This is a genomic window from Serratia sp. KH_031, assembly GCF_057839655.1.
On the sequence record NZ_CM174496.1, the window covers coordinates 4,111,154 to 4,133,592 of the forward strand.

At 51.1% G+C, this 22,439-nt stretch carries 19 protein-coding genes, 1 pseudogene and 1 riboswitch; of the genes and pseudogenes, 14 read left to right on the forward strand and 6 right to left on the reverse strand.

The features are described 5' to 3' along the window. Nucleotides 1–4 precede the first annotated feature (4 nt). Both AC3ISQ_RS18480 and sgrT read right to left on the reverse strand, forming a co-directional pair. Nucleotides 5–1,192: a sugar efflux transporter gene (locus AC3ISQ_RS18480; RefSeq protein WP_489348863.1), complete on the reverse strand. Its 1,188-nt coding sequence runs from the start codon at nucleotides 1,190–1,192 to the stop codon at nucleotides 5–7. Between the two features lie 266 nt (nucleotides 1,193–1,458). After that, nucleotides 1,459–1,632 (reverse strand): glucose uptake inhibitor SgrT, encoded by a 174-nt coding sequence (gene sgrT / locus AC3ISQ_RS18485; protein WP_489348864.1) that lies wholly within the window; start codon nucleotides 1,630–1,632, stop codon nucleotides 1,459–1,461. 93 nt (nucleotides 1,633–1,725) lie between these two features. On the opposite strand from sgrT, the gene sgrR reads away from it, so the two are divergent. From sgrR to ilvN, 10 genes and pseudogenes are all read left to right on the forward strand, one after another. Beyond that, nucleotides 1,726–3,396: an HTH-type transcriptional regulator SgrR gene (sgrR, locus tag AC3ISQ_RS18490; RefSeq protein ID WP_489348865.1), complete on the forward strand. Its 1,671-nt coding sequence runs from the start codon at nucleotides 1,726–1,728 to the stop codon at nucleotides 3,394–3,396. A gap of 178 nt (nucleotides 3,397–3,574) precedes the next feature. Next, on the forward strand, nucleotides 3,575–4,036 hold the full coding sequence (locus tag AC3ISQ_RS18495; protein ID WP_489348867.1) for a helix-turn-helix domain-containing protein: 462 nt from the start codon (nucleotides 3,575–3,577) through the stop codon (nucleotides 4,034–4,036). Then, complete coding sequence (locus tag AC3ISQ_RS18500; protein ID WP_489348868.1) at nucleotides 4,036–4,533, forward strand: PIN domain-containing protein; 498 nt, start codon at nucleotides 4,036–4,038, stop codon at nucleotides 4,531–4,533. Before AC3ISQ_RS18495 ends, AC3ISQ_RS18500 begins: the two co-directional genes overlap by 1 nt. A gap of 16 nt (nucleotides 4,534–4,549) precedes the next feature. Further along, nucleotides 4,550–4,612: pseudogene (locus AC3ISQ_RS18505) on the forward strand (hypothetical protein); the annotation flags it as partial. A 301-nt stretch (nucleotides 4,613–4,913) separates the two neighbouring features. After that, nucleotides 4,914–5,021, forward strand: a riboswitch (TPP riboswitch). A 43-nt stretch (nucleotides 5,022–5,064) separates the two neighbouring features. Then, the gene (gene thiB / locus AC3ISQ_RS18510; RefSeq protein ID WP_489348870.1) at nucleotides 5,065–6,051 is read left to right on the forward strand and encodes a thiamine ABC transporter substrate binding subunit; all 987 of its coding nucleotides are present in this window, start codon (nucleotides 5,065–5,067) and stop codon (nucleotides 6,049–6,051) included. Then, nucleotides 6,027–7,640 carry a thiamine/thiamine pyrophosphate ABC transporter permease ThiP gene (thiP, locus tag AC3ISQ_RS18515; RefSeq protein ID WP_489348872.1) on the forward strand — a complete coding sequence of 538 codons (1,614 nt, stop codon included), beginning with the start codon at nucleotides 6,027–6,029 and terminating at the stop codon, nucleotides 7,638–7,640. Before thiB ends, thiP begins: the two co-directional genes overlap by 25 nt. Continuing rightward, entirely contained in the window at nucleotides 7,624–8,328 is a 705-nt protein-coding gene (gene thiQ, locus AC3ISQ_RS18520) for a thiamine ABC transporter ATP-binding protein ThiQ (RefSeq protein ID WP_489348873.1), read from the forward strand. The genes thiP and thiQ overlap by 17 nt, the downstream gene beginning before the upstream one ends. Nucleotides 8,329–8,448: 120 nt before the next feature. Then, nucleotides 8,449–8,532 carry an ilvB operon leader peptide IvbL gene (gene ivbL / locus AC3ISQ_RS18525; RefSeq protein ID WP_489353372.1) on the forward strand — a complete coding sequence of 28 codons (84 nt, stop codon included), beginning with the start codon at nucleotides 8,449–8,451 and terminating at the stop codon, nucleotides 8,530–8,532. Nucleotides 8,533–8,643: 111 nt separating this feature from the next. Continuing rightward, nucleotides 8,644–10,338, forward strand: coding sequence for an acetolactate synthase large subunit (gene ilvB / locus AC3ISQ_RS18530; protein ID WP_489348875.1), 1,695 nt, complete (start codon nucleotides 8,644–8,646; stop codon nucleotides 10,336–10,338). Nucleotides 10,339–10,341: 3 nt separating this feature from the next. After that, complete coding sequence (ilvN, locus tag AC3ISQ_RS18535) at nucleotides 10,342–10,635, forward strand: acetolactate synthase small subunit (RefSeq protein WP_489348877.1); 294 nt, start codon at nucleotides 10,342–10,344, stop codon at nucleotides 10,633–10,635. 36 nt (nucleotides 10,636–10,671) lie between these two features. Here the strand turns inward: ilvN and AC3ISQ_RS18540 are convergent, their stop codons facing one another. The 3 genes from AC3ISQ_RS18540 to AC3ISQ_RS18550 all read right to left on the reverse strand — a co-directional run bounded on the left by AC3ISQ_RS18540 (nucleotide 10,672) and on the right by AC3ISQ_RS18550 (nucleotide 12,292). Further along, nucleotides 10,672–11,250, reverse strand: coding sequence for a GNAT family N-acetyltransferase (locus AC3ISQ_RS18540; protein WP_489348879.1), 579 nt, complete (start codon nucleotides 11,248–11,250; stop codon nucleotides 10,672–10,674). 30 nt (nucleotides 11,251–11,280) lie between these two features. Further along, a complete protein-coding gene (locus AC3ISQ_RS18545; RefSeq protein WP_489348881.1) occupies nucleotides 11,281–11,448 on the reverse strand; it encodes a hypothetical protein in 168 nt (55 codons plus the stop codon). Between the two features lie 76 nt (nucleotides 11,449–11,524). Next, on the reverse strand, nucleotides 11,525–12,292 hold the full coding sequence (locus tag AC3ISQ_RS18550; protein ID WP_489348882.1) for a DedA family protein: 768 nt from the start codon (nucleotides 12,290–12,292) through the stop codon (nucleotides 11,525–11,527). A 356-nt stretch (nucleotides 12,293–12,648) separates the two neighbouring features. Here AC3ISQ_RS18550 and AC3ISQ_RS18555 point away from each other — a divergent pair, with 356 nt between their 5' ends. The 3 genes from AC3ISQ_RS18555 to rluA all read left to right on the forward strand — a co-directional run bounded on the left by AC3ISQ_RS18555 (nucleotide 12,649) and on the right by rluA (nucleotide 18,991). Beyond that, a complete protein-coding gene (locus AC3ISQ_RS18555; RefSeq protein ID WP_489348884.1) occupies nucleotides 12,649–15,015 on the forward strand; it encodes a DNA polymerase II in 2,367 nt (788 codons plus the stop codon). 365 nt (nucleotides 15,016–15,380) lie between these two features. Further along, the gene (gene rapA / locus AC3ISQ_RS18560) at nucleotides 15,381–18,287 is read left to right on the forward strand and encodes an RNA polymerase-associated protein RapA (protein ID WP_489348886.1); all 2,907 of its coding nucleotides are present in this window, start codon (nucleotides 15,381–15,383) and stop codon (nucleotides 18,285–18,287) included. 53 nt (nucleotides 18,288–18,340) lie between these two features. Further along, nucleotides 18,341–18,991 (forward strand): bifunctional tRNA pseudouridine(32) synthase/23S rRNA pseudouridine(746) synthase RluA, encoded by a 651-nt coding sequence (rluA, locus tag AC3ISQ_RS18565; RefSeq protein ID WP_489348888.1) that lies wholly within the window; start codon nucleotides 18,341–18,343, stop codon nucleotides 18,989–18,991. A 30-nt stretch (nucleotides 18,992–19,021) separates the two neighbouring features. Here rluA and djlA read toward each other — a convergent pair whose 3' ends face one another. Next, on the reverse strand, nucleotides 19,022–19,843 hold the full coding sequence (gene djlA / locus AC3ISQ_RS18570; RefSeq protein ID WP_489348890.1) for a co-chaperone DjlA: 822 nt from the start codon (nucleotides 19,841–19,843) through the stop codon (nucleotides 19,022–19,024). A 224-nt stretch (nucleotides 19,844–20,067) separates the two neighbouring features. Here djlA and lptD point away from each other — a divergent pair, with 224 nt between their 5' ends. Next, on the forward strand, nucleotides 20,068–22,404 hold the full coding sequence (lptD, locus tag AC3ISQ_RS18575) for an LPS assembly protein LptD (RefSeq protein WP_489348892.1): 2,337 nt from the start codon (nucleotides 20,068–20,070) through the stop codon (nucleotides 22,402–22,404). The last annotated feature ends 35 nt before the right edge of the window (nucleotides 22,405–22,439 follow it).

The following is a 22,439-nucleotide window of genomic DNA, read 5'->3' on the forward strand; positions in this document are numbered from 1 at the left end:
CTTTTCACACTTCCCGTACACGGGTGCACATAAACCAAGCCAGCATCGCTAAAAGGGTTGCCAACCAGTACACCGCGTAATGCCCTAGGTTCTCCACCAACGCCCCTTGTAATATCCCGGCTAAAATCACCCCGGTAGAAATACTGTTAGTGAACAATGTAGTAGCGGCGCCCGGTCTGCCAGGCATCAAGTCTTGGAAATAGAGCATTCCGATACCGGCGATAATACCGATAAATACCGCGTTAAACAGTTGCAGCACCATCAGCGCGGTTTTGAATTTGAAGAGTACCAACCCACCATAAAACAGCACACCCGCCGCCACCGCCACCAGCATCATGCGGCGCTTACCAAAACGTTTGACGTAATACCCCGCCAGTAACATGGCCGGGATTTCGAGCCCAGCAGCGGTTCCCATCAGTAACCCAGCCAAACGCTCGGGCAGCCCCAAATCAGCGGTAATATACAGCGGCATATCGATGATATACATGGTGTTGCAGGTCCACATCAGCATCGAAGCGATGAACAACCCACGCACATCCGGATCGCGCCAAGCGCTGACAGGAGCGACTGGCGGCTCATCAGGATTAACGCTTTGAATCGCTCGAGGTACCGAAGGCAGGAAAAACCAGACCAACAACGCGCTGATAACAAAGATGGTCGCGGCGCTGATAAACATCACGGTAAAACCGTAAGTCAACGCTAACATGAACGACAACGGTGGGCCAATCACCCACGCCAATGACAATTGCGCACGCATTACCGAGCTGAACATCACCACTTCACGCGCCGAATTATCAGCATACTCCCGCGCTAAAGCGAAGATTTGCGGCATCGCGGTATTCGCCACCGCCGCCAGTAATACCCCAGCCGTGATCAACGTCAGATAATCACGGTTAAAGGCAAACAGCAGACTATTACCTACCGCCATCAGGAAACATATCAGGATCAGTTTGCGCCGATCGCCACGGGTATCAGAACGCTTCGCCAGCAGGAAACTGACTGCAATCCCGGCAATGGCGTTGACGGTATAAAACATCCCCACCCACAGCGGACGCGCTTTAACTTCGGTGGTCAGGAACAGGCTCAGCGTGGGTGCTTGAAGCGCACCGGCAATCCCGGCAAGAAACGCCACAATCAGAAAAGCAGCAAAAACGGGATTAAAACGGCGTGGCAACCAGCGTTTAGAGTTCATACAACCTGCGTCCCTGACTAAAATAAGAGCATTAGCTTACAGAAGGCAAATTGCGGAAGAAAGCCGCAATTAAAGATAAAAAAACCAGTGAGTTTCCCCACTGGCTGGTGAACAGCACCATTACTCAGAAACTGTTATCCCCTTCATCTTTCAAGCTGCTGCGTTGTTGGCTACGCTTCTTCGCCCCAGTCACTTAGCTATCTAAGCTCCTAGGGACTCAGTCGCTTGCCGCCTAGCTGCAACTTGAAATCTTTTGGAGACGCAATCTATAGATGTTCGCGATATTGCTTGTCGGTCAGGGAGTTAATATCCCACTGGGTCAAATGAGTTAACATCTCTAGCCGTGCCTGCTCGGGCACCATTTTCAGCCAATCGACATGTTGCTGACGAACGGCAGTGAAATAGCGCTGATAAAACTGTTTTGATAAAGAAAGTGTCATTTGCCATTCCTCCTCCGCTTTCATTGAGGAAAAGTATCGGCGTAATATAGGGAAAGATAAATTGATGGGCTGATACCGGAGAGTTCCTCTTTTATGTCCACCTCACGCTTACAACAACAGTTCATCCGTCTCTGGCAACGTTGCCAAGGGCAAACCACCGAAACCACGCTGCAGGAACTGGCCACCGTGCTCAGTTGCTCACGTCGCCACGTGCGTTCATTACTGGGCACTATGCAACAAGAAGGTTGGTTAAGCTGGCAAGCAGAAGCTGGGCGTGGTAAGCGTTCACAACTGACTTTCCACTACACCGGGCTGGCATTGCAGCAGCAGCGCGCAGAGGAATTGCTGGAACAGGATCGTATCGATCAATTAGTGCAATTGGTGGGGGATAAAAAAGCGGTACGCCAAATGCTGCTATCTCAGCTAGGGCGCAGCTTCCGGCAAGGGAAGCATATCTTGCGAGTGCTGTATTACCGACAGTTCTATAACCTATTACCCGGTTCCCCCTTACGACGCTCAGAAACCCATCTGGCGCGCCAGATTTTTAGCGGCCTAACACGGATAAATGAGGAAAATGGGGAACTAGAATCGGATTTGGCCCATCACTGGCAACAAATTACCCCGTTGCATTGGCGTTTTTATCTACGCCCAGCGATCCATTTCCATCATGGACGTGAGTTGGAAATGAAGGATGTGATCGATTCCCTAACGCGTTTGATCCCACAACCGCTGTTTGCCCATCTCGAAAAAATAGAATCATCAATTCCTTATGTGATCGACATCCACCTACACAATCCCGATTACTGGCTACCTTGGCTGCTCGGCAGTGTACAGGCCATGATCTTGCCGCACGAATGGCCGAATCTGCCTGACTTTGCGCGCCACCCCGTGGGTACTGGCCCCTATAGCGTGGTGCGCAATCACCCAAGCCAAATGAAAATTCATGCTTTTGATGATTATTTCGGTTACCGCGCCCTGATCGATGAGGTCAATATCTGGGTATTGCCGGAGGTAAGCGAAGAACTGGTACATTCCGGTGTGCAATTACAGGGAGACGATACCGGTAAAAATGAGTTGGAAAGTCGGTTGGAGGAAGGCTGCTATTTCCTACTGTTCGATCAACGTTCAACCTTAGTGGCCGATCCGGCTATCCGCAGTTGGTTATGTGAACTGATTAACCCGATCTCTTTGTTGAGCAACGCCGGAGCAATCTATCAACGTTATTGGTCTCCGGCCTACGGCCTGTTACCCCGCTGGCATCACAACCGAGCGTTAACGCAACAACCCAAACCCAGCGGGCTCACCGAGTTGACGCTGACCTATTACAACGAGCACTCAGAGTTTCACGCCATCCAGCAAGCGATCGAGCCCTTGCTGGCGCAGCACGACATCCAGTTGAAGATTCAAATTGTCGACTATGACATCTGGCACAAAGGTGAAGCCAACAGCGACTTATGGCTCGGCAGCGCCAACTTCACCTTACCGTTAGAATTTTCGCTGTTCGCTACGCTCTATGAAACACCGTTAATCCAGCATTGTATGAACGAAGATCTTCGTCAGGATGCCGATTTATGGCGAGCTAACGCCCTACCGCTGGCTGAATTTTGCCAACGATTGGTTAGCCAGCATCAGTTACATCCTTTATTCCACCACTGGCTGCAACTGCATGGTCAACGCACCATGCGCGGTGTGCGCATGAATACCCTAGGTTGGTTTGACTTCAAATCAGCTTGGTTTGCACCGCCGGAGGTAGACCCTAAATAATTCGAGTACATCAAGTAAATCCAATGAGTTTCTTCCAAGTCACTCTCGGGGGAGTTCGTTTCGTTTATTGCGATTTTCGTTTATTTCGAATAAAATAATTTATAGCGAATCACAATTAACATTAACCCCCTAATCTGAAACTGAAAACTTCATCGTAAACTTAAATTGGAATACTGAAATGACAAACTCAATTCTTGATAACTTGAGCCTTCCAGCTCCAAGGGAGATTGAGGCCGCAGTACGTGGACAAAGGGAACTTGCTACCTATCTCTCCACGAAGGTGGAAACACAAAAGATTTCGATTCAGGACGCAGATAACAACACTCATCAAATCGAATTACCGACGTCTTCACTGACACTGCTTATGTCAATTTTAGGTGAGTTGGCCGTGGGTAACGCGGTTCAGGTTGTTCCTGTGCATGCGGAATTAACTACGCAGGAAGCCGCCAATATTCTGAATGTTTCACGTCCACACATGGTGAAATTGTTGGAGGAAGGTAAGCTACCCTTCCATAAAACTGGTCGTCACCGCCGCGTGCTTTTTGCTGACCTGATGGGGTACAAAGAACAGCGGGATAATAAAAGCAATGAGGCCATGCAGGAATTGGCAGACCACAGTCAGGAGCTTGGATTTTACTAATGACTCACTCACCTTATCCCGTAGTTTTAGATGCTTGTGTGCTTTACCCATCGTTACTACGGGATTTATTGATGCACCTAGGATTAACTGGGCTGTATCAACCTAAGTGGACGGTCGTTATTGAACATGAATGGCAACGTAACTTGATTGCCGATAGGCCAGATCTTGACGCCACCCAAATCAAAAGAACGGGCGTACTCATGAATCAAGCGATTCCTGATGCGATGGTTTCGGGATTTGAACCACTGGTTGCCAGTATCGATATCCCCGATGCAGATGATCGGCATGTTGTTGCTGCAGCGATCCGTAGCAATGCAGAGATTATAGTCACGTTCAATCTGAAGGATTTCCCCCTACAATCGCTTGATATTTTTGGTATTGAAGCACTACATCCAGATGATTTTATTACTGATCTGTTCGATTTGAATCAGGCACTTGTACTTTCTGCAGTAAACAAACAACGTCGCAGCTTGAGAAAACCACCAAAAAACAGTTGATGAGTATCTTAATGCGCTTATCCGGCAAGGCTTACCACAAACAGTGAAGGAGTTGAGTCGGTTCCAAACCCTGATCTAATGGACATCGTGATGACTAACTATCTGTAGTGAGTCGCATTCCGTTACGCAGAACTCCCAATAACTGCAAATCCAAACCATCATATCGGCAACCCCATCGCCTACATCCTGTCCCCATAGCTCATGAGTAAGAGCACTGTTCACCAATACACATGGCCATGTTATGACTGCGTTGATGGAAAATGAGCTTACCGAGGCAAGACTCATACATAAGCCAAGTAATGCAGCTAACAAAGAGATAGCTTGAAAGTATGGTGGAAATAAAGTGACTTTCACCTACGCAACTTTACCTTTACAATTGCGCCGTCTCAACGGGGTGTCCAAAACACAATACGGTTTTGGGCTGAGAGTAAACCCGTCGAACCTGATCCGGAGTCATGCCGGCGGAGGGATTTGAGCGAGCTTCACTGCCACCACTCAGATGCCTTGCCCCCTATTTTTCAGGAGTGCAAAGTGTTCAAAAAATTACTGCCCTGCCTATTATTACTGGCCGCTGCGCCAGTGTTCGCCAAGCCGACGTTAACGGTTTACACCTACGATTCCTTTGCTGCCGATTGGGGACCCGGCCCAGCGGTCAAAAAAGCCTTTGAAGCTGACTGCAATTGCGAACTGAAATTTGTCGCGCTGGAAGATGGAGTCTCGTTGCTCAACCGTCTACGTATGGAAGGCAAAAACAGCAGTGCTGACGTCGTACTTGGGTTAGATAACAACCTGTTACAAGCCGCACAACAAACCGGCTTGTTCGCACCTAGCGATGTCGACACCAGTAAATTGACCGTTCCGGGCGGCTGGCAGGACACAACCTTCGTGCCTTATGATTACGGCTATTTCGCCTTTGTTTACAACAAACAGAAACTGAAAAACCCGCCGAAAAGCCTGAAAGAATTGGTGGAAAGCGATCAGCCGTGGAAAGTGATTTACGAAGATCCACGCACCAGTACACCGGGGTTAGGTCTGCTGTTATGGATGCAAAAAGTGTATGGCGATCAAGCTCCACAAGCGTGGCAACAATTGGCCAAGAAAACCGTTACCGTCACTAAAGGTTGGAGTGAGGCTTACGGTTTGTTCCTGAAAGGTGAAGGTGATTTGGTGCTCAGTTACACCACTTCCCCGGCTTACCATTTAATTGCCGAGAAGAAAGATAACTACGCCGCCGCCAACTTCAGCGAAGGCCACTACCTGCAAGTGGAAGTCGCTGGCAAGTTGAAAGCCAGCAAGCAGCCGGAGCTGGCAGAACGCTTTATGCAATTTATGCTAACGCCAGCATTCCAAGACAGTATCCCAACCGGCAACTGGATGTATCCGGTGATCAAAACCACGTTGCCAGCCGGGTTTGATCAAATGACCGTTCCGCAAACTGCATTGCAATACAGTTCGACAGAAGTGGCGAAACAACGAGGTAATTGGATTCGGACATGGCAAACCGCCGTCAGCCGCTAATCGCCCGTTGGCTCTGGCCGGGGCTGATCGCCTGCGGCCTGATCCTGCTGATCGCTTTACTGGCGTTTGGATCGCTATGGCGACACGCACCGCAAAGCGATTGGCAGGTGGTTATCTGGCAAGACAGTTATCTGTGGCACGTGGTGCGTTTCACGTTCTGGCAAGCGCTGTTATCGGCGTTGGTTTCCGTGCTGCCAGCCATTCTGCTGGCGCGAGCGTTATACCGTCGCCACTTCCCCGGTCGCACACTGTTATTACGCCTATGTGCCATGACGTTGGTGCTTCCGGTACTGGTCGCGGTATTCGGTTTGCTTAGTGTATATGGCCGCCAAGGTTGGTTAGCCGCGCTATGTGGTTGGCTGGGCATCAATTACAGTTTTTCACCTTACGGCCTGCAAGGCATCCTGCTGGCGCATATGTTTTTCAACATGCCGCTAGCGACACGTTTGTTATTGCAGTCATTAGAAAATATTCCGACAGAACAGCGCCAGCTTGCGGCACAGTTGGGCATGAACGGCTGGCAACAGTTCCGTTTTGTCGAATGGCCCGCGTTACGTCGCCAAATCCTACCCAGCGCCGCCCTGATTTTTATGCTGTGCTTCGCCAGTTTTGCCACTGTGCTCTCACTCGGCGGCGGGCCACAGGCCACCACCATCGAACTGGCTATCTATCAGGCGCTCAGTTACGACTACGATCTCAATCGCGCCGCGCTGTTGGCACTCATCCAACTGGCATGTTGTCTGGGATTGGTGATTGTCAGCCAACGCCTCAGCCAAGCGCTACCGGTGGGACATACCCATGCACAAATCTGGCGCAACCCAGAAGATAATTTACGCCGCCGTCTCTGTGATTTCACCCTGATCACCGCCGCCCTGTTGTTATTGCTACCGCCATTGCTGGCGGTGATCGTCGACGGTGCTAATCAGGCGTTAATCAGCGTGTTGCAGCAGCAGGTACTATGGCAGGCGCTATTCACCTCGCTGCGGATCGCTCTGGGCGCTGGCCTATTGTGCATCGTGCTGACCATGATGTTGCTATGGAGCAGCCGCGAGTTGAAATTACAGCAACGACATCGTTGGGGACAGGCGCTGGAACTGAGTGGGATGCTGATTTTGGCCATGCCAGGCATCGTACTGGCGACCGGTTTCTTCTTGTTATTGAACGACACCCTCGGCCTGCCGCAGTCCCCTTATGCGTTGGTGATCCTCACCAATGCACTGATGGCGGTACCTTACGCGCTAAAAGTGCTGGAAAACCCGATGCGCGATCTGGCCGAGCGCTACAATCCGCTGTGTCTGTCGCTGGATATGCATGGTTGGCAGCGCCTGCGTTGGATCGAACTAAAAGCGTTACGCCGCCCGTTAGCACAAGCGTTGGCCTTTGCTTGCGTGCTCTCGCTGGGTGATTTCGGTGTCGTAGCGCTATTCGGCAACGAGCAATTCCGCACCTTGCCATTCTACTTGTACCAACAGATTGGTGCTTATCGCAGCAACGACGGCGCAGTTACCGCGTTGTTATTGCTGATGTTATGTTTCCTGTTATTTACCTTGATTGAACGTTTACCGGGTCGCCATGATCACATTAGATAAACTGACTTATCTGTATGAACACTTGCCAATGCGCTTTGAGCTGCGCATTCAACCGGGTGAACGCGTCGCCGTGCTCGGCCCCAGTGGTGCGGGTAAAAGTACGCTTCTAAGCCTGATTGCGGGTTTCCTACCGGCCGCCAGCGGCAAAATGTGGCTCGATAGTCACGATCACACCGCCACACCACCCGCTAAACGCCCGGTATCGATGTTGTTTCAGGAGAATAATCTGTTCGCCCATCTTACGGTGGCGCAGAACATCGGGTTGGGGCTAGACCCCGGTTTACGTTTAAACAGCAAGCAAAAACAACAACTCACCCAGATAGCTCAACAAGTCGGGCTGGAAGAACATCTGTCACGCTTGCCCTCTCAACTTTCTGGTGGTCAACGTCAACGAGCGGCATTGGCACGTTGCTTGATTCGTCAACAGCCGATTCTTCTGCTGGACGAACCCTTTTCGGCGCTCGACCCCGCGTTGCGTTTTGAAATGCTGCAACTGTTGCGTGAAGTGTGCGACCAACGCCAACTGACATTGCTGATGGTATCGCACAATCTGGACGACGCCGCGCGTATCGCGCCACGCACTTTATTGGTGGTTGATGGACGTATTTATTACGACGGTTCCACACAAGCCTTGCTCGACGGCAGTGCGCCAGAAGCACACATTTTGGGCATTTCGCACAAAGCGTGATCTAACGCGCGTTTTTTATGCTGCGCCAATAAATCTGTTGTGTGAATGTTGCCCCTGTGTTTTTATAAAATTCTTGATTTTTACTCTTGATGATAAGGCACCCTAGTGATCGCATCCTCGCTGACCTCGACTCAACTAATAACCGCGCTACCAGCCGCGGTGGTCGTCGTGCGTGTGGTGGTGGTCGTCGGCAATGCGCCGTAGGGTCTGAATCAACACATCGATTCCCAAACCCCGCCGGCGCAAACCGGGCGGGGTTTCTAGTTTTAGCCCCCTGCCCAAGAAAGCTCACCGGCTTTGAGAAAGGACAGGAACATGGCAATTTCGGGCACCGCAAACCCTAATCAGCGCTTCACTGGCGCGCAGTTGATCGTTCATTTACTGGAGCGTCAAGGCATCACCACCGTAGCTGGTATTCCCGGCGGTGCCGCACTACCGCTGTATGACGCACTGAGCCAAAGCCGCATCATTCACCACGTGTTAGCACGCCACGAACAAGGCGCAGGCTTCATGGCGCAAGGCATGGCACGTAGCAACGGTAAAGCGGCGGTGTGCATCTCCTCCAGCGGCCCCGGCGCGACCAATCTGGTCACCGCCATTGCCGATGCCAAACTCGATTCAATCCCATTGGTGTGTATCACCGGGCAAGTTCCTTCTTCGATGATCGGTACCGATGCCTTCCAAGAAGTCGACACTTACGGCATTTCGATCCCAATCACTAAACATAACCATCTGGTTCGTGATATCCGCGAGCTGCCGCAGGTGATTTGCGATGCATTTCGTATTGCGGAATCGGGGCGTCCCGGCCCGGTGTGGATTGACGTGCCAAAAGACGTGCAGTGTGCTGAAATCACACTGGATGAACTGCCGCCAATCGCTCGTCCAGATGCCAAACCCGCTTTCGATGCCAATCTGGTGACTCAGGCCGCAGCGATGATCAATCAGGCCAAGCGCCCTATTCTCTATTTGGGTGGCGGCATCATCAGTTCAGAAGCCAGCCAAGCGGCGCTGGAATTGGCAGAACGCAGCAACCTGCCAACCACCATGACGCTGATGGCATTGGGCGCCATGCCGGTCGATCACCCATTGTCTTTGGGAATGCTGGGGATGCACGCCGCTCGCAGCACCAATTTCATCTTGCAGGAAGCCGATCTGTTAATCGTGCTGGGCGCGCGTTTCGATGACCGCGCCATTGGTAAAACCGAACTGTTCTGCCCTAACGCCAAAATTATCCACGTTGATATCGATCGCGCTGAACTGGGTAAAGTGAAGCAACCGCAGATTGCGATCAACGCCGACGTCAATCAGGTACTGCAACAGTTGGTGCCACAGATCGAAGCGCAGCCACGCAACGAATGGCAAGATCTGGTCAACAATCTGAAACGTGAATTCCCGTTCAGTATGCCAAACGCAGAAAATCCGCTGAGTCCTTACGGCTTAGTGTTGGCAGCCGCACGTTGTGTCGACGACAGCGCCATCATCACTACCGATGTCGGTCAGCACCAGATGTGGGTAGCGCAAGCCTATCCATTGCGCCGTCCGCGCCAGTGGATGACCTCCGGTGGTTTAGGCACCATGGGCTTCGGACTGCCTACCGCCATCGGGGCTGCACTGGCTGAGCCACAGCGCAAAGTGCTGTGCTTCTCTGGTGATGGCAGCCTGATGATGAATATTCAAGAAATGGCGACCGCGGCAGAGCACTCTCTGGATGTAAAAATCATTCTGATGAACAATCAGGCTCTAGGTCTGGTACACCAGCAACAAACCCTGTTCTATCAACAGCGTATTTTTGCTGCCGCCTATCCAAAACGCACTGATTTCATCAAAATTGCTGCCGGTTTTGGTTTGGATACCTGCGATTTGAACGCCGCCGCCGATCCACAAGCCGCGTTGCAAGAGGCCATCCAACGTCCAGGACCTTGCCTGATCCACGCACTGATCGATACCGACGAAAAAGTATTCCCGATGGTGCCACCGGGTGCCGCCAACATCGACATGATTGGAGAATAAATTATGCTAGAACAACAAAATAACCCACATGTGATCCTAGAACTGGCTGTGCGTAACCATCCGGGAGTGATGTCACACGTTTGCGGCCTATTTGCCCGTCGAGCATTTAACGTTGAGGGCATCCTATGTATGCCGCTGCAAGACGGCCAACAAAGCCGCATCTGGCTACTAGTGAACGACGACCAACGGTTGGTACAGATGATCAGTCAGGTAGAGAAGCTGGAAGACGTGCTTCAAGTCACACGCCATAGCGAAGATGTTCGGGTATTTGAACAGTTGGGGGCGTTTTTCCAATAGCCATAAATGCACCGTTCTACTTCTGAACGGTGCATTTTAATGAACGACAGTATTCTGCAAATGATAGAGATCGACGAACATAATAGGGTGTTCGTTATCTTGCAGATTACTTGAGGTTTCTAATAATGCCATTTGTTTCTTCTGATAAAAAGGAATGGCTTTTCTCTTGGCGTCGGTGATTAGAAAACGACACCCCACCGTTGGCATGATGGTTTCTTTGGCCAATAGTAAAGCATGTTCATAAAGCGATGTTCCGATCCCGGCAGCTCTGCATTTGGCATCAACGGCAAGGCGTGCAATTTTAATGGCAGGAAAAGAACCATAACGCCCGGCTCTTTCGCATCCAGCTAAAACATAATCTTCAATCGCCACTTCACTGCAAGTTAAAGTGATATAACCGATTATCTTATAAGGATATGTCGCAACATCTGCTGTTTTATCTCTGCGCTCATTGTCGTCCACAGCTACATACGTTTGAGCCATGAAACCCAACTTAAAAACTAGTGCTTCTTTCTGTATAAACGCTTTGAGTGGCTGGAACTCGGCGGTTCCGGCGCTGAATTTCTGGTGGTTATGATGCGGGGAAAGCGGCAGGATCAGTAAATCAGGTTGCATATTTCATCCTTGATTTTCATAACCGATATATCAGATTGTTACACCTAGCTTGGCCATTTTTTCTTTCATCTGGCGCGCACGCTCAATGGATTCCTTCAATTGGGCGTTTGGCTTTTTCTCTTCCATTTGCTTAATCATTTGTTTTGCGTCTTCGCCAGTTAGCAGGGTACGACCAAATGTACTGCTTGAAATAGCCATTAATTCCTCCTTCAGTTCAGTGATGACGTAGATTGTGCAAAATTTTACCGCTTAAAATAGCACCGGTCAAAGAATATCAGCGTGCGAGCACCTGCCATAACAGATGTCGATAAACCGGCATAAGCGGCTGTTGATGCATAAAATAAAAGCAAATCAGCGCCGCAACCCAGCTCACGACGCAAGCTACGTGTAAACGTAGCGGTGGCAACCAGCGAGTCACCCAATCCGCACCACGTTTACCTTCACGCCACCAGCGCCAGCTCAGCCAAACCGCCAGCCACACCAGCGCCACGACGCCAAACAGCAACCATTTAAATAGCGCACTATTGCTACTGGCTGGAATGTCGATCGCCACGCCCGCCAAGATGCCAGGGAAGAAGTACACCGGTGGCCAAGTGATGCAGCCAATAATATTCGGCAAGGCAAATTTATACGGCGGCAGATCAAGCATCCCGGCCACCATCGGCACTAGCGGACGCGTTGGGCCGATAAAGCGACCAATCAACACCGTTGCCATGCTGTGCTGATGCAGTGCATATTCGGTTTTATCCAGCATGGCTTTGTGTTTTTTCAAGAACGACCAGCGGTGCAATGGCCCTTTAAACGCGCGACCGATGAAATAGGAGATCCAGTCCCCCAATAGACAACCGACAATTCCCGCCGCCCAAGCAGAATAGAAGTCAACTTTACCGCTACCGATCAGCGCACCAATGGTCGCCATCATCACCGTTCCAGGCAGCAATAAGCCCACCAGCGCCAGTGATTCAAGAAACGCCACCAACATGACCACTATCAACGTGAACGCCAGTGACTGAGCGATCAATTGCTGTAAATAAGCTTCCATTAATCCTCGGTAATTATCAGGTACAGTTATCAAATGCGCGTGGGCGGAGGATTGTCCGGTGCGCGGCAATACGAGTCAACCGCTGAATTGTATGCTTTTTTGGCAGCATCGTGCGGCAATGGACAATTACTGTATAAAAACCCATACTAAAGAGTATTAATTTAACATTAAAACTCTTATCACTCTCAGCTTAGCCGTAATCAGCTGACAACGTTGCAGTCTGAAAATGGGTATACCCAATGGATTTCAAGTTGTAGCTAGGCGGCAAGTACATGAATCCCTAGGAGCTTACGCCAGTAAGTGACAGGGTGAGGGTACGCAGCCAACAACGCTACAGCTTGAAAGACGAAGGGTATATGACATCAGCACAACAAGGCTTTTTACTTACCCGCCATTGGCGCGATACTCCGGCCGGCACCGAGGTCGAATTCTGGCTGGCAACCGACAACGGTGCGCAGCAGCTACGCCTCGCACCGCAAACTTCCGTGGCTTTTATTCCAGCGGAACAACGTCAACGTGCGGAACTGCTGTTACGTGGTGAACGACAAATCGAACTGAAACCACTACCACTGGCTGATTTCCACCATCGCCCGGTGTTGGGATTATATTGTCGTCAGCATCGGCAATTGATCAAACTGGAAAAACTGCTGCGAGAAGGTGGGGTTAACGTTTACGAGGCGGATATTCGCCCGCCAGAACGTTATCTTATGGAGCGTTTTATCACCGCCCCCGTCTGGTTTAGCGGCCAACCCGCAGGTGAGCATTTGCGGGTAAACAGCCAACTGAAACCTGCACCTGAATACCGTCCTACGCTGAAACTGGTCTCGCTAGATATAGAAACCACCGCTCACGGCGAACTCTATTCCATTGCACTGGAAGGATGCGGTCAACGTCAGGTGTACATGCTCGGCCCCGCCAACGGCAGCGACGAGCCATTAGATTTTGCTTTGGAATACTGCGTCAGCCGCCCACAGATGTTGGAGCGATTAAATCAATGGCTAGAACAACACGATCCCGACGCCATTATCGGTTGGAATCTGGTGCAATTCGATTTGCGAGTTTTGCAAAAACACGCCGAGCGTTACCAGATCCCACTGCGTTTAGGTCGTGGCGGCAACCTATTGGAATGGCGTGAGCACGGTTTCAAACAGAATCACTTTTTCGCCAGCGCCGCCGGGCGGTTGATTATCGATGGCATCGAAGCGCTGAAATCCGCCACCTGGAACTTCCCGTCATTCAGTCTGGAATACGTCTCACAGGAACTGTTGGGGGAAGGCAAATCCATCGACAACCCTTACCATAGGATGGCGGAAATCGATCGTCGCTTTGCCGAAGATAAACCGGCGTTGGCGCGTTATAACCTCAAAGACTGTGAACTGGTTACGCGGATTTTTGCCAAGACCGAACTGCTCACCTTTCTGCTGGAACGCGCCACCGTCACCGGATTAGCGACCGATCGCAGCGGCGGATCGGTAGCCGCTTTCAGCCATTTGTATCTCCCCCGGATGCACCGGTTGGGTTATGTCGCGCCTAATCTGGGCGAATTGCCAGAAGAACACAGCCCCGGCGGTTTTGTCATGGACTCGCAACCCGGTCTGTACGATTCGGTGCTGGTGCTGGATTATAAAAGCCTGTATCCCTCGATCATCCGGACTTTCTTGATTGATCCCATCGGGTTGATTGAAGGTCTGCAACATCCCGATGACACCGATTCCATCCCCGGTTTTCGCAACGCCCGCTTTTCGCGCACTAAGCATTGCCTACCGGCGATCGTCAGTCAGATCTGGCAAGGGCGCGAAGCAGCTAAACGTCAGCAGAACAAACCGTTATCACAGGCACTAAAGATCATCATGAACGCCTTTTACGGCGTATTGGGATCGAGCGGTTGTCGTTTCTTCGATCCCCGTTTGGCATCGTCGATCACCCTACGCGGTCATGAGATCATGCGCCAAACACGTGAGTTGATCGAAGCTAAAGGCTATCAAGTGATTTACGGCGATACCGACTCCACCTTCGTTTGGCTGAAAAAATCCCATAGCGAACAGCAGGCAAACGAGATTGGGCGAGCACTGGTGCAACACGTCAACCAATGGTGGCGCGAACATTTGCAGCAACAGTATCAACTGGAAAATGCTTTGGAGCTGGAGTTTGAAACCCATTACTCACGTTTTTTAATGCCCACGATCCGCGGTGCCGAGCAAGGCAGTAAAAAACGCTACGCCGGAATGATCTCCAAACCTGACGGTAGTGACGAAATGATTTACAAAGGGTTAGAAACGGTGCGTACCGACTGGACGCCGTTGGCTCAACAATTCCAGCAACAGCTTTATCTGAAAATTTTCAAACAGCAGCCCTATCAGGATTTTGTCCGTGATTATGTGGCGAAAACCCTTAACGGCGAATTCGACGATCAACTAGTGTATCGCAAGCGCCTACGGCGGCGGTTAGACGATTATCAACGTAATGTGCCGCCCCACGCACGTGCCGCACGTATTGCCGATGACTACAACCGCCAGCAGGGGCGACCATTACAGTATCAAAACGGCGGTTGGATCAGCTACGTGATGACAGTCGCCGGGCCAGAACCATTGGAAACCCGCCAATCCGCTCTGGATTATAATCATTATTTAGAACGCCAACTGCAACCCGTAGCAGACGCTATACTTCCTTTCCTGCACGACGATTTTGCCACCTTGGTCACCGGGCAGATGGGGTTGTTCTGACTTTCTAGTCGAGGTTCAAAAAGGGAAAGAAAATTCATTGGGTTTTGCAGGTGACGAACGCGCCGCCTTCCATTACCATAGCGCCCTTTCCAAATTCTGAACCCACCGCCGTAACGTTGACTAACGTATATACCCAATGGATTTCGAGTTGCATCTAGGCGGCAAGGATGCGAATCCCTAGGAGCTTATAAGTAATAAGTGACTAGGGTGAACAGCCGCAGCCAACAACGATGCGGCTTGAAAGACGAAGGGTATGCATGGCGTGAATATCTATTACCCTCTATTGGGTAAAATGCATTTAATTGACACACAGATCGTTGCGCCGCAGCGATTGCATCTACCAATAAGAATCGAGCCGACACACTATGCCTTTTACACTTGGTCAACGCTGGATCAGCGATACGGAAAGCGAATTAGGATTGGGAACCGTCGTAGCACTGGATGTGCGTATGGTGACTCTGCTTTTCCCCGCCACCGGTGAAAACCGTCTGTATGCCCGTAACGACTCCCCCATCACCCGTGTGATGTTCAACCCTGGCGACACCATTACCAGCCACGAAGGCTGGCAGTTACAGGTCGAGGAAGTCAAACAAGACAACGGGTTGCTGACCTATATCGGCACACGTCTGGACACTCAGGAAAACGGCGTGGTGATGCGCGAAGTATTGCTGGATAGCAAACTGACTTTCAGTAAGCCGCAAGATCGCCTGTTTGCCGGTCAGATCGATCGTATGGATCGTTTTGCACTGCGTTTCCGTGCACGCAAATATCAAAGCGAGCAATATCGCCTGCCATTCGCTGGCCTTCGTGGTATGCGCGCCAGCCTGATTCCACACCAATTGCACATCGCCCATGAAGTGGGTCAACGCCATGCGCCGCGCGTACTGCTGGCTGATGAAGTGGGTTTGGGTAAAACCATCGAAGCCGGGATGATCATCCACCAGCAACTGCTGGCAGGTCGTGCCGAGCGGGTGTTAATCGTGGTACCAGAAACACTGCAACACCAGTGGCTGGTAGAAATGATGCGCCGCTTCAACCTCTACTTCTCTTTGTTCGACGACAGCCGTTATGCCGAAGCGATGCTCGACAGCACCAACCCATTTGAAACCGAACAGTTGGTGATTTGTTCTCTGGACTTCGTTCGTCGCAACAAACAGCGTTTAGAGCAGTTGGCTGATGCCCATTGGGATCTGTTGGTTGTCGATGAAGCCCACCACTTGGAATGGAGCGAAGACGCGCCAAGCCGCGAATATCAAGTTATCGAACAGTTGGCAGAACAGACTCCCGGCGTACTGCTGTTGACCGCAACGCCAGAGCAACTCGGCCAGCAGAGTCACTTTGCCCGTTTGCGCCTGCTGGATCCAAGTCGCTTCCATGACTATCAGGAATTCGTCGATGAACAGCAGAAATACCGTCCAGTAGCCGATGCCGTCACCCTGTTATTGAGCGGTGAGCATCTGAGCAACGACAAACTGAACCTGATGGGCGAGTTGATCGACGAGCAAGATATCGAACCCTTGCTGAAAGCCGCTAATAGCGACAGTGATAACAGCGAGCAAGCGCGTCAAGAACTGGTCACCATGTTGATGGATCGCCACGGTACCAGCCGTGTGTTGTTCCGTAACACCCGTCATGGGGTTAAAGGCTTCCCACACCGTCATCTGCACCAGATCAAGCTGCCGCTGCCCACTCAGTATCAGACCGCCATCAAGGTCTCCGGCATTATGGGCGCCAAGAAAACGCTGGATGCCCGCGCACGCGATATGCTGTACCCAGAACAAATTTATCAAGAGTTCGAAGGCGAGAACGCCACGTGGTGGAACTTCGATCCACGCGTCGAATGGTTGCTGGATTACCTGCTCGCTAACCGTCAGGAGAAAGTGCTGGTGATCTGCGCCAAGGCCGCGACAGCGTTGCAACTTGAGCAAGTGTTGCGTGAACGGGAAGCGATCCGTGCCGCCGTGTTCCACGAAGGTTTGTCGATCATCGAGCGTGACCGTGCAGCGGCCTATTTCGCCTCAGAAGAAGACGGCGCGCAGGTGTTGCTGTGTTCAGAAATCGGTTCCGAAGGCCGTAACTTCCAGTTCGCTAGCCATTTGGTGATGTTCGATCTGCCGTTTAACCCAGATCTACTGGAACAGCGTATTGGTCGTCTGGATCGTATCGGCCAGATGCACGACATTCAAATCATGGTGCCGTATCTGGAAAATACCGCGCAGGCGGTGCTAGGCCGTTGGTATCACGAAGGTTTAGACGCTTTCGAACACACTTGCCCAACCGGCCGCCCAATTTACGACAGCAGCTACGAACAATTGATCGCCTTCCTCGCAGCGCCAACCGAGCAACAAGGGCTGGATGAATTTATCCATCATTGCCGTCAGCAACATGAACAACTGAAAACTCAGTTGGAACAGGGTCGTGACCGTTTGCTAGAAATGCACTCTAACGGTGGTGAAAAAGCACAAGAATTGGCCGGTGCCATTGCCGAGCAAGATAACGACATCAATCTGGTTAGCTTTGCCCTCAACCTGTTCGATATTGTCGGTATCAATCAGGAAGATCGTAGCGATAACCTGATTATTTTGACGCCTTCCGATCATATGCTGGTGCCTGATTTCCCTGGATTGCCACAAGATGGCTGTACCATCACCTTTGATCGTGAACAGGCTCTGTCGCGTGAAGATGCGCAGTTTGTCAGTTGGGAGCACCCGATCATCCGCAACGGGTTGGATCTGATCCTGTCCGGTGATACCGGTAGTTGTGCCGTTTCCTTGCTGAAGAACAAAGCATTGCCGGTTGGTACGCTGTTGGTCGAACTGGTGTATGTGGTTGAAGCGCAAGCGCCAAAACATCTGCAACTGACTCGCTTCTTACCCCCAACGCCAATCCGCATGCTGATGGATCGCAAAGGTACCAATTTAGCGGCTCAGGTCGAGTTCGAAAGCTTCAACCGTCAATTGAACGCGGTGAATCGTCACACTTCCAGCAAGCTGGTGAATGCGGTACAACAAGACGTTCACGCCATGTTGCAACAGGCCGAAGCCTTAGTAGAAGTACAGGCGAAGGAACTGATTGAGCAAGCGAAACAGGAAGCTGACGACAATCTGAGCACTGAGTTGGCACGTTTGGAAGCGTTAAAAGCGGTTAACCCGAACATCCGCGACGATGAAGTGGAAACGTTGGAGTTTAACCGCAAGCAAGTGTTGACGAACCTAAATGAAGCTGGCTGGCGCTTGGATGCCATCCGTCTGGTGGTGGTGACTCACCAGTAATTGTCATTACGGGGAGCCTGTGTTCCCCGTTATTTATCCCCAGCGGAGCCGAGATGGAACCCTACAATCCCCCGCAAGATCCGTTGCACATTCTGTATCAGGATGAGCACATCATCGTGATCAACAAGCCCAGCGGTTTACTCTCCGTGCCAGGGCGAGCGCCAGAGAATAAAGACAGCGTGATGACGCGTATTCAAGCCGATTTTCCGGCAGCAGAATCTGTGCATCGGCTAGATATGGCGACCAGTGGAGTGATTGCGGTGGCGTTGAACAAAGCGGCAGAACGTGAATTAAAGCGCCAGTTCCGCGAGCGCGAACCGAAAAAATCCTATATCGCCCGTGTTTGGGGACATCTGGAGCATGACGAAGGGTTGGTAGATTTACCGCTGATTTGCGACTGGCCGAATCGGCCATTGCAGAAAGTGTGTTTTGAAACCGGCAAAGCGGCGCAGACCGAATATTTGGTGCTATCACGAGATGCTGATAGCAGTACCCGGGTTAAACTGACGCCAATTACCGGTCGCTCACACCAGTTGCGAGTGCATATGCTAGCCATCGGGCATCCGATCCTCGGTGACGGTTTCTACGCGCCGCCAGAAGCTAAAGCCATGGCAACCCGCCTGCAGCTACACGCACAAGAACTACGTATCACCCATCCGGCGTTCCAAACGCCAATGCATTTCCGCGCCGAACCGGATTTTTAAACTGATGGGGGAAACCTCCCCCATAGAATTCTACTTGAAGCCTTTTTCGCGTTTGATTAAATCATACGCGGCCTGAATTTCTTGCGCTTTTTGCTTCGCCATTTCCATCATTTCCGGTGGCAAACCTTTAGCAACCAGCTTGTCTGGGTGGTGTTCCCCCATCAACTTACGGTAAGCACGTTTAATGGTGGTGGCATCATCGCTACTGTTCACACCCAGCACTTTGCAAGCATCTTCCAACGTCGGGCCACGTTGCGCTTGCTGGTAACCACCTTGCGAATAACCACCTTGCTGACCACCGCCAAACTGACGACCACCTTCCATCATGCGTAGGAATTGATCGAACTGGGCTTGTGAAATACCCAACTCTTCGGCGATCACATACAGCACCTGACGCTCGTTTGGATGCAGGCTGCCATCGGCAAAAGCCGCCTGGATTTGAATTTCCAGAAACATCCTAATTAGATCAAAGCGCCCAAAGCAGATGCTACGAAATTGCTGCAAGGTTTCACGCAGCGGAAATTGGCTTTGCTTGCCTTCGCGAAACGCCTGCTGCGCTGCGGTACGGGCTTCACCATGCAGTTGTAAGCGATCCATAAACAAGCTGGCGATTTGGATATCCGCTTCGGTCACTCGCCCTTTCGATTTGGTCAAATGCCCCATCACTTGGAAAGTGGTGCGGAAAAACAACGTTTGTCGCGTCTGTTGACCAGCGAAAAAACCACGACTGCGCTTAGCATTTCTCGCAGTATCAATCATATGGCCAACGATCAGCCCCAGTATTACACCCCAGAATCCCGCGCCAGCCCAAACGGCAACGACGACTCCAAGCAGTTTTCCCCAATACTGCATATATTCCCAATTCCCATGCTTTCAGCTAGATCCATTGTAATGTTACACAAGGGAGCAGCGATTTTTCCCAAGATTTCGATTATCATACCTGTCATTCACTTCTGCGCCTAACAACGACGCAGTCAAACGGTAGGATTTAACACTAGCGCAACGCTGATGAGTGATATAGTCTCTGACCGTTTGCCGGACATGACGCCTCTGATGACGGAACACCAAAACCGCGTATGAAAAAAAGTTTCCCAACCCTGCTGGCCACAATGATTTGGACGGCACTCTACAGTCAGCACGCGCTGGCTGACCTTGCCGAGCAATGTATGCTTGGCGTTCCTGTTTATGACAAACCGATTATCAGCGGTGATCCTAACAGCCTGCCCGTGACCATCCTCTCTAACGATTCCAGAGCGGATTATCCTAACAAAGCCACCTTCAGTGGCAATGTTAAGGTTGATCAGGGTAACAACACCCTGACCGCCAAGCAGGTCGAGTTAGATCAAACGCAAAAACCGGGGCAACTTCCAGTGCGCACCGTGACTGCAACCGGTGATGTTAATTACGACAGTAATCAGATCAAACTGAAAGGGCCAAAAGCCTGGTCGAATCTGAATACTAAAGACACCGACATGTATGACGGAAACTACCAGATGGTGGGTCGTCAAGGTCGCGGCGACGCTGACACCATGAAAATGCGCGGTGAAAACCGCTATGTCATTTTGGAAAACGGCAGCTTTACTTCTTGTTTACCGGGCGATGACAGTTGGAGTGTTGTAGGTTCAGAAGTCATCCATGACCGTGAAGAACAAGTTGCCGAGATCTGGAACGCTCGCTTTAAAGTCGCTGGTGTACCGATTTTCTACAGCCCGTATCTGCAACTACCGGTGGGGGATAAGCGTCGTTCAGGTTTCCTGATCCCAAATGCCAAATACGGCAGCAGCAACGGCTTCGAATTCACGCTACCGTACTACTGGAACATCGCCCCTAACTTCGATGCCACCATCACGCCACACTATATGTCCAAACGTGGTTTGCAATGGCAGAACGAATTCCGTTACCTGACCCAAGCCGGTCCTGGTCTGATGGAGTTTGACTGGTTACCGGACGATCAGGAATACGCCAAAGATAACCCAGACGACAGCACCCGTTGGATGTTCTACTGGCGACACAGCGGCGTGATGGATAAGGTATGGCGTTTCAACGTTGACTACACCAAAGTTAGCGATTCCAAATACTTTACCGATCTGGACTCAACTTACGGTTCCACTACTGATGGTTATGCCACGCAAAAATTCAGTGCCGGTTATGCCAATGAAAACTGGAATGCCACCTTGGCAACCAAAAACTTTCAAGTATTCGATGGCTCAGGTAATCAGAATGCTTACCGGGCCCAGCCACAATTTGATATCAATTATTACAAGAACGATCTAGGCCCATTAGACTTCCATCTCTATGGACAAGCAGTAAAATTCACGACCGTAGGCCAAAACAACCCAGAAGCCACTCGTTGGCATATCGAACCGACCCTCAATATGCCATTGAGCAACAAATGGGGGGGAGTCAATACCGAAGTCAAGTTGATGGCGACCCATTATCAGCAGGACATTCCTGACAGTTTTGCAGCCAACCCAGCGAACCCACATCTCGCCGAGTCGGTCAACCGTGTATTACCGCAGTTCAAAATGGACGGCAAGATGGTGTTCGACCGTCCAATGGACTGGTCGCAAGGCTACACGCAAACGCTGGAGCCACGCGTGCAGTACCTGTACGTGCCGTATCGTGACCAAAGTGACATCTACACTTACGACACCACACTGCTACAAAGCGACTATACCGGCCTGTTCCGCGACCGCACCTACAGTGGTCTGGATCGTATTGCCTCACAGAATCGTGTCACCACCGGTTTAACCTCGCGAATTTATGATGACGCATCGGTTGAACGTTTTAACGTTTCTGTAGGTCAAATCTACTACTTCAGCCCTTCGCGTACCGGCGATGAAAGCACGCCATACGACAGTAGTGATGATACCGGCAGCCTGGCGTGGGCAGGTGACTCCTATTGGAAGATTGACGATCGCTGGGGTTTACGTGGTGGTTTGCAGTATGACACCCGTCTTGACAGCATTTCCTTAGGGAACGCAGTGCTGGAATATCGTCAAGATGCCGAACGTTTGGTGCAATTGAACTATCGTTATGCCACACAGGAGTACATCCAGACAGCGCTGAATACCACGCAAAGCCCAGCCTATCAGGATGGTATTTCGCAGGTGGGTATGACCGCCAGTTGGCCAATTGCCGATCGTTGGGCTGTAGTTGGGGCGTATTACTACGATACCCGTGCACAACAAAGCGCCGATGCCTTACTCGGTGTACGCTACAACACCTGTTGCTGGGCAGTTAGTTTGGGCTATGAGCGTAAGATTACCGACTGGGATAGCGTCGACAATAACAGCGTTTACGACAACAGAGTTTCATTCAACATCGAATTGCGTGGCCTAAGCAGCGATCACAGCCTCGGTAGCGCCGAAATGCTGCGTTCGGGTATTCTGCCTTACCAAAGTGCATTCTGATCAGTTGCAATACGTTGAAAAACGAGAACTTTCAC